The 10,834-nt window shown below is 48.3% G+C and carries 16 protein-coding genes and 1 tRNA gene; 15 read left to right on the forward strand and 2 right to left on the reverse strand.

Annotation, left to right across the window (positions count from 1 at the left end):
* Nucleotides 1-43 precede the first annotated feature (43 nt).
* Nucleotides 44-1,432: an oxygen-independent coproporphyrinogen III oxidase gene (gene hemN, locus VIS48_03995; protein ID HEY9165305.1), complete on the reverse strand. Its 1,389-nt coding sequence runs from the start codon at nucleotides 1,430-1,432 to the stop codon at nucleotides 44-46.
* A gap of 385 nt (nucleotides 1,433-1,817) precedes the next feature.
* On the opposite strand from hemN, the gene VIS48_04000 reads away from it, so the two are divergent.
* The 4 genes from VIS48_04000 to VIS48_04015 all read left to right on the forward strand — a co-directional run bounded on the left by VIS48_04000 (nucleotide 1,818) and on the right by VIS48_04015 (nucleotide 3,772).
* Nucleotides 1,818-2,075: a hypothetical protein gene (locus VIS48_04000; protein HEY9165306.1), complete on the forward strand. Its 258-nt coding sequence runs from the start codon at nucleotides 1,818-1,820 to the stop codon at nucleotides 2,073-2,075.
* Entirely contained in the window at nucleotides 2,059-3,129 is a 1,071-nt protein-coding gene (gene prfA / locus VIS48_04005) for a peptide chain release factor 1 (GenBank protein ID HEY9165307.1), read from the forward strand. The genes VIS48_04000 and prfA overlap by 17 nt, the downstream gene beginning before the upstream one ends.
* Complete coding sequence (locus tag VIS48_04010) at nucleotides 3,126-3,515, forward strand: DUF423 domain-containing protein (protein HEY9165308.1); 390 nt, start codon at nucleotides 3,126-3,128, stop codon at nucleotides 3,513-3,515. Before prfA ends, VIS48_04010 begins: the two co-directional genes overlap by 4 nt.
* 184 nt (nucleotides 3,516-3,699) lie before the next feature.
* Nucleotides 3,700-3,772, forward strand: a tRNA-Asn gene (locus VIS48_04015).
* 34 nt (nucleotides 3,773-3,806) lie between these two features.
* On the opposite strand, the gene VIS48_04020 is transcribed toward VIS48_04015, so the two are convergent.
* On the reverse strand, nucleotides 3,807-5,522 hold the full coding sequence (locus VIS48_04020) for a sigma 54-interacting transcriptional regulator (GenBank protein HEY9165309.1): 1,716 nt from the start codon (nucleotides 5,520-5,522) through the stop codon (nucleotides 3,807-3,809).
* A gap of 206 nt (nucleotides 5,523-5,728) precedes the next feature.
* Between VIS48_04020 and VIS48_04025 the strand changes: the two genes are divergently transcribed.
* The 11 genes from VIS48_04025 to VIS48_04075 all read left to right on the forward strand — a co-directional run bounded on the left by VIS48_04025 (nucleotide 5,729) and on the right by VIS48_04075 (nucleotide 10,829).
* Nucleotides 5,729-6,103, forward strand: a complete 375-nt coding sequence (locus VIS48_04025) for a NifB/NifX family molybdenum-iron cluster-binding protein (protein ID HEY9165310.1) — start codon at nucleotides 5,729-5,731, stop codon at nucleotides 6,101-6,103.
* Nucleotides 6,104-6,125: 22 nt separating this feature from the next.
* Nucleotides 6,126-6,716, forward strand: coding sequence for a peptide deformylase (def, locus tag VIS48_04030; GenBank protein HEY9165311.1), 591 nt, complete (start codon nucleotides 6,126-6,128; stop codon nucleotides 6,714-6,716).
* 83 nt (nucleotides 6,717-6,799) lie between these two features.
* Nucleotides 6,800-7,054, forward strand: a complete 255-nt coding sequence (locus tag VIS48_04035) for a hypothetical protein (protein ID HEY9165312.1) — start codon at nucleotides 6,800-6,802, stop codon at nucleotides 7,052-7,054.
* A 62-nt stretch (nucleotides 7,055-7,116) separates the two neighbouring features.
* Nucleotides 7,117-7,305 (forward strand): ferredoxin, encoded by a 189-nt coding sequence (locus VIS48_04040; protein HEY9165313.1) that lies wholly within the window; start codon nucleotides 7,117-7,119, stop codon nucleotides 7,303-7,305.
* A 4-nt stretch (nucleotides 7,306-7,309) separates the two neighbouring features.
* Nucleotides 7,310-7,855 carry an arginine decarboxylase, pyruvoyl-dependent gene (locus VIS48_04045; GenBank protein HEY9165314.1) on the forward strand — a complete coding sequence of 182 codons (546 nt, stop codon included), beginning with the start codon at nucleotides 7,310-7,312 and terminating at the stop codon, nucleotides 7,853-7,855.
* A 13-nt stretch (nucleotides 7,856-7,868) separates the two neighbouring features.
* On the forward strand, nucleotides 7,869-8,255 hold the full coding sequence (locus VIS48_04050) for an acyl-CoA thioesterase (protein HEY9165315.1): 387 nt from the start codon (nucleotides 7,869-7,871) through the stop codon (nucleotides 8,253-8,255).
* An 18-nt stretch (nucleotides 8,256-8,273) separates the two neighbouring features.
* Complete coding sequence (locus VIS48_04055; protein HEY9165316.1) at nucleotides 8,274-8,981, forward strand: class I SAM-dependent methyltransferase; 708 nt, start codon at nucleotides 8,274-8,276, stop codon at nucleotides 8,979-8,981.
* A 176-nt stretch (nucleotides 8,982-9,157) separates the two neighbouring features.
* The gene (locus tag VIS48_04060) at nucleotides 9,158-9,439 is read left to right on the forward strand and encodes a DsrE family protein (protein ID HEY9165317.1); all 282 of its coding nucleotides are present in this window, start codon (nucleotides 9,158-9,160) and stop codon (nucleotides 9,437-9,439) included.
* 179 nt (nucleotides 9,440-9,618) lie between these two features.
* A complete protein-coding gene (locus VIS48_04065) occupies nucleotides 9,619-10,050 on the forward strand; it encodes a MarR family winged helix-turn-helix transcriptional regulator (protein HEY9165318.1) in 432 nt (143 codons plus the stop codon).
* A gap of 27 nt (nucleotides 10,051-10,077) precedes the next feature.
* A complete protein-coding gene (locus tag VIS48_04070) occupies nucleotides 10,078-10,335 on the forward strand; it encodes a sulfurtransferase TusA family protein (GenBank protein ID HEY9165319.1) in 258 nt (85 codons plus the stop codon).
* Between the two features lie 50 nt (nucleotides 10,336-10,385).
* On the forward strand, nucleotides 10,386-10,829 hold the full coding sequence (locus VIS48_04075; protein HEY9165320.1) for a hydrogenase iron-sulfur subunit: 444 nt from the start codon (nucleotides 10,386-10,388) through the stop codon (nucleotides 10,827-10,829).
* The last annotated feature ends 5 nt before the right edge of the window (nucleotides 10,830-10,834 follow it).

Here is a 10,834-nt window from a genome sequence, read left to right on the forward strand (position 1 = left end):
GACTTGTAACTGCTCTCTGTTGTTTGAGTTCTGTCGAAAATTATTAGACGGTACGGGAGAAGATCGGTTTTTCCTTCATCATCTTCTCAAGGTAGGCATCGAATGCCATGGCAATATTTCTGATGACCATTCTTCCCATGCCTTTGACGACAATTCTAGAGTCTGTCAATTCAAGGAGATCGTCTTGCACGAACTCATCGAGTTTAGGCAGAGCGTTCGCAAAATATTCATCGAAGTCCAAATCAAATTTCTTTTCTACGGCGCGCTTGTCGAGTTCGAAGTCGCACATAAGCCGCATGATCACGTGCTGTCTCACGACATCATCCCTGGACATCCTGTAACCAAGTACGATAGGAAATCGTCCTGCGTTTATCGCCCTGTAATAGTCCTGGAGCGATTTGTAATTCTGTGAATAGACATTATTGAACTGGCTGATTGCCGAGTTGCCGAATGCGTAAAGATCGGCGCCCGCATGGGTGGAATAGCCTTGAAAATTCCTGTAAAGAGTCTTTTCGCGTTGAGCCACTGCAAGCTCATCATCAGGTTTCGCAAAGTGGTCCATCCCTATATAGATGTATCCTGCGCCTGTCAGGAGCTCAATCGTCATCTTGAGTATATCCAGTTTGACCGCCGGGAGTGGAAGCGTGCTCTTGTCGATGAGTTTTTGATGAGATTTCAGCCACGGTACATGGGCGAAATTGAAAACCGCGATTCTCTCGGGTGAAATATTTATGATCTTCCTTAGACTCTGCTCGAACGACTCGAGTGTCTGGTAGGGAAGGCCATAGATCATGTCGAGGTTTATGCTTTTGAATCCCAGTTTCCTTGACCACTCCACGGCGTCGCGCGTAATTTTCTCGGGTTGAATTCGGTTTATCGCTTCCTGCACCTGCGGCTCGAAATCCTGAACTCCCATGCTGACACGGTTGAAGCCCGATTCGCGGAACGCCTGCATGTGCTCGAAAGTGAGCCCGCGGGGATCTATTTCAACTCCCGCTTCGATGTCGTCCGAGAAATTGAAATGTTCCCGGATGTATCCGGCCAGCATTGATATTTCCGCTGGGCTGAGATAGGAAGGAGTGCCGCCCCCCCAGTGAAGTTGGCCGACTTTCCTCGCCTTGTTGAAATAGGGTGCCGAAAGTAGCATTTCCTTCTTCAGATACTCGAGATATTCCGATATCCGCTCCTTGCTATGTGTTATGAGCATATTACAACCGCAGAAGTAGCAGAGCGTATCGCAAAACGGAATGTGGTAGTAAAGAGATATCTCGGAATTTGCGGAGGAAGAGTTGTTGGCTTTCAGCGAATTGAAATAATCGTCCGGAGTGAAACCCGAACTGAACGTGGGAGCAGGCGGGTAGCTCGTGTACCGAGGTCCCGGCCTGTCGTACTTCTTTATGAGATCTATATTAATGTTCTTAATGGTGCTCATGATAAATTCTCCACAAAGCCGGCCGTGCTTCAACACCGCCGCCTGATCGTACAATAAAAATTTAACCGAAGACGTGCCCAAGTTCAAGACGGCCGGCAGTGTCTCACTTTCAAAGGCCCCTGTCACCCCGAACACTGGATAGGAGTATTCCAGTGCAGGCTCGTTTCGGGGTCTAGAACTAAATGCTGAAAAAAGTTCAGTCCGAAGGACTCCTTTCCGAAGGAATCCTCTGGATCGGAGCATGATGGCGGAATGTAAGTTGAAACACTGCCAGACGGTCCGTCTTCTTGCGCGACCCCAGTGTTTTTGAATTAGCGTGCATTTCAATATCTTTATTATGTCGCCGGGATCGGCGGTGTAGATCAGTCTGGATAACGGAGTGAATATGCACTTGCACCATGCGAAGATGCTCGTAAGCGGGAGCGTCATGATGATGATGGGCATGTATATGATCATCGGTTCGCTCTGGATAATTTTCGGAGTCGCGTTCGAGTCAGCGGCGGTCACGACATTACCATCATACACGACAGTTATAACTTCTGCATCCATCGTCTGGTCCGCGATAAGTTTAATCATATCGATTTATTTCATTCACCAGGTTCGGGAAATTTCAAAAAGACTCAGGCATGAGAGAAAGACTTGAAAAGATAAAGGCAAGGTACGATGAACTTACGGACCTCCTTTCAGATTCGACGGTAATTTCAAACCAGGATAGATACAGGGAGTTCAGTAAAGAGTTAAGCGACATTACTCCGATCGTAAAGGCGTACGAGGAGTTGCTCACGCTGGAAAAGGGTCTGAAGGAGACTAGCGGGATGGTGGACTCGGGGGACGATGTCGAGCTACGTCAGCTTGCGCGGGAAGAGGCAGTCGATTTTGAAAAAAGAATTGCGGCAAAGGAAGAAGATCTGAAGTCCCTCCTGATTCCCCGCGATCCTAACGACAGTAAAGATGTCATACTTGAGATCCGTTCAGGCACCGGCGGGGAGGAAGCTGCGCTTTTCGCCGCAGATCTCTCGAGGATGTACACGCGTCTCGCAGACAGGCGGGGATGGAAAGTCGAGACTCTCGATTTCAACGAGACAGGCATCGGCGGATTCAAGGAAATCGTGCTGGGAGTAACGGGGCACGACGTATATGCCGATTTGAAATACGAAAGCGGCGTCCACAGGGTCCAGAGAGTTCCGGCGACAGAGTCAAGCGGGCGGATCCACACGTCTGCTGCAAGTGTGGTCGTGATGCCCGAAGCAGAAGAAGTGGAAGTAGAGATAGATCCGGACGAATTGAGGATCGACGTTTACAGGGCGGGCGGTCACGGCGGCCAGAACGTGAACAAGGTCGAAACGGCGATAAGGATAACGCATCTTCCGACAGGCATCGTGGTACAATGCCAGGATGAACGAAGCCAGTACAAGAACCGGCAGAAAGCCATGAAGATACTCCGTGCCCGTCTGTTCGACGTCATGGTACAGCAAAGGGATTCGGAAATCGCCGCGAAAAGAAAAACAATGGTCAGAAGCGGTGACCGGAGCGACAAGATCCGGACATACAATTTCCCTCAGAACAGGGTCACCGATCACCGGATAAATTTTACTCTCTACGATCTGCAATCCGTTCTCGACGGCAACCTGGACGAGTTGATCGAGCAGCTCCGTTTGGCAGAACGCGTACAACAGTTGGAGGCTTCACAAAAGTGAGCAGGACGTTCGGGAGCGCGAAATTCTATGGCGCGGCAGGGGCAGCCGGACTATTTCTTGCGGTAGCTTTAGGTGCATTTGCGGCTCACTCGCTTAGGGGGCGTATGGATAAGGAGATGCTTGAAGTATTTGAGACGGGCGTTCGTTATCAAGTGTATCACTCAATCGCACTTCTGGTTGTCGCGGGTCTTGCAGATCGAGGAGGTTTGTTTCGGTGGGCAGGGTTATTCTATGTTCTAGGAATAATTCTATTCTCCGGAAGTCTCTATTCGATCGCGTTCGGTGCTCCTGACAGCCTTGGATTTATCACGCCAATTGGCGGATTGAGTTTTCTGATCGGACATGCGAGTCTCCTGGTTGCGTTCCTCAAACACAGCAAGGTGTAATCCGATTCGACTGAGATTCTCTCAATAATGGCTTTGATTTTCTGAGTCGAGGCCGATATATTTAGATATAGCCTTTTGAATTAACATTCCTCGGTAGCTCAATCGGCAGAGTCCGTCCGAGAATCATGGACGGATTAAGCGATGGGTTGCGGGGAGGAAGAAGTTCTTTGAAGCAATACGACATTCCTCGGTAGCTCAATCGGCAGAGCAATCGGCTGTTAACCGATGGGTTGCAGGTTCGAGTCCTGCCCGAGGAGCAACGATAAGTTGAGGGGCCTCCCAGATAAATCGTTATATTCCTAACTTTTTCATCTTTCGCCAAAGTGTCGAAGGATGCATGCCGAGTTCAGCGGCCGCTTTCACTCTGCTCCCGCCATGCTTGTTCAGGGTGCTTACGATTACGGAAGCCTCTGCCTCTTTGATAGACGAGGGATTTGTGAAGTGTACTCCTCGATCTGCCTTCTTGATTCGTTCAGGCAGACACTCTGATCCGATAACGTCCTTTCCGCAAAGCACAAATGAATGCTCGATCACGTTCTCCAGTTCCCTCACGTTTCCAGGCCAGTCATATTTGCTGAGTACATCGTAAGCATCTGGGGAAAAGCGAACGACTTTCCTTGAGAATCTCTCGTTAAAATGAGTTATAAAGTGGGTTACTAACAGAGGGAGATCGTCCATCCTTTCTCTGAGCGGAGGGAGATGAACGTTTACGACATTAATTCTGTAGAAAAGATCCTTTCTGAATTTGCCGAGCTCTATTTGATCTTGCAGCGACTTGTTCGTAGCTGCGATGATTCTCGCGTTCATCTTTATGGTCCTATTGCCCCCGACCCGCTCAAACTGGCGAGTCTCGAGCACGCGCAAGAGTTTTGTTTGCACAGGCAGTGAGATGTCTCCGATTTCGTCCAGGAAAAGTGTGCCATCTTGCGCGAGCTCGAATTTTCCGATCTTTGTCTTGATCGCACCAGTGAATGCACCCTTCTCATGTCCGAACAATTCGCTTTCGATGAGCGATTCCGCGAATGCGCTGCAGTTCAGTGCGCCGAACGGCCCGTTGTGTCTTGCGCTATTGAGATGGATTGCCCTGGCAACAAGCTCCTTCCCTGTACCACTCTCGCCCGTGATCAGTACAGTTGAGTCCGTTTGGGAAACGCTGTCCAATAGCGTGAAGACCCGTCCCAACTCTTTGTTCTTGCCAATGATGTTCTCATATCTGAACTTCTCTTTCAAATGGTCCGAGAGATTCTTGATCTCGGAAATGTCGATGAAGGTCTCTACCGCACCGATTCTCTCTTGCTTGTTGTTCAGAAGGATCGCGGAGTTTACCCTTATTGGTACAGGCATCCCATCCTTATTCGTTATTTCGAGCTCATTTCCTATCGTCGGCTTTCCTTTCATTATCGTCTGTTCCATGTGGCATCCGTTTCGACACAGAGGTGACTTAAATATCTCCCAGCATTTCCTTCCGACAGCTTCCCCTTTTCTATAGCCCGTTATCTTCTCGGCGGAATTATTGAACGAAGTCACGTTCCAGTCATTATCTATCGTAAATGTCCCTTCGATATTGCTGTTGAATATTGCGTCGAGTCTGTTTCTCTGGTCGATGAGTTCCAGTGTTTTGGTTTCGAGGTCTTCATGCAGCCTAAGCATCTCCTTCGTATCGCGGAAAACAAAAACAACACTGGTAACTTCTTCCGATTTCCCAATCGGAGTGATCGATGCCAGCACATTCTTGATCTGCCCGTTCTTGTCGATGATATTGATCGACAGGTTGGACAGTCCTGTACCATCCGAGAGAGAATGGGAAACGTGTTCCACTTCCTGCTCGCTGCCTCGGAAAAGAATGTCGTAATGTTTGCCCACGATTTCGTCTTCACCATACCCCGTGATCCTCGAAGCTGCCTCGTTGAACACCATTATCTTGCAGTCCCGCCCGATGATGACTATCCCATCGGGGATGACCATGTTCTCCCTGCTCTCGTCGATGATGTTGATGACTTCTTTCATATTAGTTCCCCCTGCATCTCGTTTATGTTTGCTTGCCGCTGCTCAGGTTGACATTTCAATGTAATTGCAGTTGCGCAATCATTGCAATGGCCATTGCAATACCGCAAAGTATGTAAGCTTGTATCGCTTATTCCAAACGAAAAGCAAGGAAAATCGCGGCATGAGGATTGGCTTTATATCGCCGTAAATAACAAAAGGAAGTGAAAATGAATCGAAGATTAGCGGTGGCAATTGAAGAATCGAGCTCCGAAGAGCGGGTAGCTCAGCACTTCGGACATTGCGCCAAGTTCAATATCTGTGAGCTGGACTCAGAGAACAAAATTGTGAAGCAGGAATCCTATTTCAATCCTTTGAACGGCGAGCATGGCGGTGCGTGCCAGCTCCCTGCTTATGTCAAGCAATTCAACGTCGACACGATCATCGCAGGGGGAATGGGGCGCAAAGCTGTCATGGGCTTTCAGCAAGCAGGCATCGAAGTCATTACGGCGCCCGGACTTCTCTTCAGTGAGGCGTTGAAACTATTCACCGAAGGCAAGTTGAGCGGCTACGAGGAATGCGCAGGCCATGAGCATCATTCCTAAAAGTCAAGTAGAGTGACAGACCATGATAATGCCAATATATCTCTATGGGACGAGGGTCTGGGATGGTACAGTTCGTAAGATCGATACGTTCGATGAAAAACTCGTTGGTATAATTCGGAATATGTTCGAGACATTACGAAGCGCGGACGGCGTCGGCCTGTCCGCAACGCAGGTCGGGTTTCGGATATCTCTCTTCGTGATGGACATCTCGGAGATGGAAGGATATGCAGACGAACAACCGCTTGTCGTCATCAATCCAGAGATTCTTTCGTCGAGCGAAGAAACCAAGACGCTGGAGGAAGGATGTCTGAGTGTTCCGGGAATTTGTCTGGAGGTCACTCGCCCCGAATCCATCATTGTTCGATTTACTGATGGCAATTTTCAAACTGTCGAATGTGAATACAGTGTGGCCCTGGCCCGCGTGTTCCAGCATGAGTTTGATCACCTGCATCAGAAGTTCATCACAGATCGAGTATCAGCACTCAAGCGTCATATTCTCAAACCGAACCTGTCCAAAATCAAGCGAGGAGAGATTATTACGCGCTATCCAGTTATATCTCCGCCCGATGAAAAAGTCATGAGACGTCCCGAAGTTTTCGATTATGCGAAATGAAAGGAATTGGCTACGCGTTAAAAATTATCACTGCACGATTGTACAAAGCTGTTGTTAACAAACTCAAACAAAAGGAGATATAAATGTTTGGATATTATAACGACTTCGGTTACGGAAGAGGAATGGGTCATGGCTTTGGACACAGACACTGCCATGGCGACGTCTTTGGTCCTAACTACGGAATGGGAAGAGGCTTTGGTCGATTTGGAGGAGCTTTCTTTGGCGAAAGCGATGTCGATGTGCTGAAGCGCTATCGAGACCGTCTGGAACTTCATAAGAAATACATCGAAGCTGAACTCAAATACGTGGACGAGAGAATAACGTCGTTCGAAAAGTGATAAACATCGTGGCCGTGGTCTATGCACCACGACCACATCAAACTTGCTGAGGAGCTACAAATATGAGCAAAGGTCATGGCGGTGGCATGGGCGCAGGCGGATATTGTGTCTGCCTGAAGTGCGGGTACAAAAAACCTCACGAGCGAGGAGCGCCGTGTATGGAAGAGAGATGCCCTAACTGCGGGAAAGCCCTCATGCGTGAGGGATCTGAACACTACAATCTGGCATTAGCAAAGAAAGAGAAGAAGTAGGCTCATGTTCGTGCTATCGAGAATATTTTTTACAAAAGGGGTCGGAAAACACAAGGATTATCTAAGTTCATTTGAGCTTGCCCTTAGAGATGCGGGTATCGAGAAGTGCAACCTTATCTCAGTCAGCAGCATTTTCCCTCCGTGCTGTAAAAAAATCAGTTTGGCTGAAGGGCTGAAGGAAATACAAAGCGGGCAGATCACCTTCACCGTGATGGCGCGGAGCGCTACCAACGAGCCGAACCGCCTTGTCGCCGCATCCATAGGAGCTGCGATTCCAGCCGAATCGAATCAATACGGTTACCTTTCTGAACACCATGCTTTCGGCGTCAACGAAAAATCGGCAGGCGATTACGCAGAGGATCTCGCCGCGCAAATGCTCGCGACCACTCTCGGAGTGGAATTTGATCCGAACACAGACTGGAACGAGCGTGAGCAGGTGTTCAGGATGTCTGAGAAAATAGTCCGCACGTTCAACCTAACTCAGACAGCTGAGGGAGACAAAAACGGGTTATGGACGACAGTTGTGGCAGCTGCCATTCTATTGCCATGAACCAAGGAGCACCATGCCGCTGTTTAGAACCGAAATAGAGTTTGAGGTCAGCACTTACGACATCGACGCAGCACACCACGTAAACAATATAGTTTATGTCAGATGGCTCGAAGACCTGCGATGCAAGTTATTGGCTTCCCGCTATCCAGTCGAAGAGCTATTGAAGAGAAATCTGTACCCCGTTGTTGCGCTGACCAAGATTCGTTATCGAAACCAATTGAGGTTGGCCGACAAGCTCGAAGGGATTATTTGGGTTGAATCGATTGAGCACGGTCTGATGCGACTGAAAGCGATATTTCAAAAGGCGGATTTAGTTATTGTCACAGCCGAACAGGAATGTGTATTGATGGATTTGCAAACCGGTAAGATGGATAAGAAGGCGATGGAAATTTACTTGTGAGGGGAGGGGATGAATTCTATGGAAGAAAATAAGAGTCGTTGGTACGACGGTCTTTTTTACGATTTGTTTATCGCCCCGCACCAGGACAAAGTCTTTGCACAGGTGAAAGAAATCCTGTCCAAGGACTCGACACTTCTCGATGTTGGCTGCGGTACTGGCAGGCTTGCCTCTCAAATCCTGGACAAATGTGAGAGAATTGAAATCATAGACCCTTCGGAGAAGAATATCAGTATCGCGAAGCGCAAATTTGCAGAAGTTCCTCCCGACAAACTCTTTATCCGGCATACAGATGGATTGACGTTCCTTCGGAATGGCGGAGTTCATTATGATTTTGTGGTTATGTCTTACGTGCTCCACGAAATTGCGGAAGAGGAAAGAGATGTGCTCTTATGGGGACTCTCGAGAGTTGCGGACAAGATTATTATCGTAGATTACCTTGTCCCCGAACCGAGAAATTATTGTGCCATCCTCAATCGCCTTGTCGAATGGGCTGCGGGTTCAATCCACTATAGGAATTTAAAATCATTCATGAAGGCTGGGGGGATCTTGGGTCTTCTGGAGAAAGTCCCATTGAACGTTCTAAGCGAGGTGAAAAACCGACCCTGCTCAAGCCACATTGCTGTACTTGAGGGAAAAACCGGAAGAAACGGCAAATCTCAACTTCATGGTCCAGTACCCGACAGAACTGAAATAAGAGTGAAGATATACGAACCGAATCGATCGTGAAAAAGATCCCAAATTATCTTGGCATGGTAATAGCGCATCCGGTCGGGTTCATCACTAATGTAGTATTTAGCCACTTAACACAATTGGACAACCCAAGGAGACTGGATGAACATTCTTATACCGATTAATGATGCTCCTGTCGAACGGAAAAAGCTTACAACGCCTTCAGGCTGGCGATGGCGATTCAAAAAGATCATTCAACTGTACAGGTCAACGTATTTTTAATGGCGGATGCAGTCAGTTGTGGAATTTCGAATCAAAACACAGCGCAGGGTTATTACAACATCGAAAGGATGATCAAGGCTGTTGTTCAAAAGGGCGGGAAGATCAAAGCCTGCGGCACATGCGCTGATGCCAGAGGGGTCAAGAGCCTCCCACTCATCGAGGGAATCGAGGCAAGCAACATGGCAGAACTTGCCATGTGGACGGTCGAGGCAGACACGATCTTAACTTTTTGACACCTAGAGCACGCGATCTACGATTGGCTCAGTTACCTATTGCTCGCATTTTGATATTGCAATGCAGCCGCTGAGTAATTCATCACATTGAAGCCACTTAGGGCATAAATTCCTTAAGCTTCCGCAATATTTGTCCAGGTACAATAGTTGCCAATCCTGTCAGCGATGGAAGGACAAGGATGACGAAAGACTATGCATCCGGGACAAGTATGCTCCGGTTAGCTCTTGCATGCCGAAGGTTTCAAAAGAGACTTGCCAGCGGGACCGGCTTGTCCACAAATGAAATCATCTGCTTGTTAATCCTGCACATGCAGGAGTTGAAATCCGTAAGTGAATTAAGCTCCATTGTGGATCTCTCCTGCACCTCCACCTCCAAGATTCTTTCCAAGCTCCAGAAAAAGAGGTGCATTGAAATTGCCTTGCATTCTTCCGACAGGCGCAAGGAGCAAGTCGTACTCACCGACTTCGGACGCGGAATGTCAGAGAGGTTGTTGTCCAGTTCGAAAGACCTTGCAATGGATGTGCTTGCCAGTCTGCCTGAGAACATGAAGATGGAATTCGCGAATTGGATACAATGGCATTCGGTCGACAACAGCAGCGAATCAACTTAACCAAATTTTCTATAGAGGAGAATTTGTATGTCTACAACTATCGATCTTAACACGATGAAAGCCGCGAAAGTAGCGGACGCACGTGCCATGGCGTGTCCAGGTCCGCTGCTGGAAGCGAAGAAGAGTATCGGTACCGTCAAAGTGGGCGAAGTACTAGAAATATGGTCCGGAGATCCGAATACGAAGAAAGATATGCCAGCTTGGTGCCAGAAAGTCGGCCATGAATTTCTCGGAGTCATCCCAGCCGACGGTTACGACCGACTCTTCATTCGCAGGAAAAAATAACAGGTACAAGAGGGGCTGACTTATTAATGAAAGAAACTCTGTAGTTTCGAATGGCTAATAGTCTACCAGGAAATAATTGCAAGATCCTATTGCTCGCAACTCTGTCCGGCGGCTATCGTGGTGCAGACTCGGCAGGGCAATCTCACATTGATTATTCGCCGAACACATTCATACTTCCAGTCCGGACTTCCGCTATTTTTCCGCCGCAGTTCTACTTGAATTCGTTGGAGCATGGCTTCGATGCGATCATTGTGATGTACAGCGGGACCGACAGCCCTTACAAAGGCGAGTCGGAGCGGACGGCGGAGATTATTAATATGACTTACGCGATAATGAAGGAAAAAGGGATCGATACTCGCAGGTTGCGGCTGGCCGCAATTTGCACCGTCTGTGTGAAACCCTTTCTCAATGAGATTCAAAAGATGAATGCACTCCTTGATGAGATTGGACCAGTTGCACGTCCGATTCAAGTGGTGAGTCTGCAGATAAAATAAACGGT

This window comes from Candidatus Kryptoniota bacterium (assembly GCA_036567965.1).
In the GTDB taxonomy this organism is placed as follows: Bacteria; Bacteroidota; Ignavibacteria; order Kryptoniales; family JAKASW01; genus JAKASW01.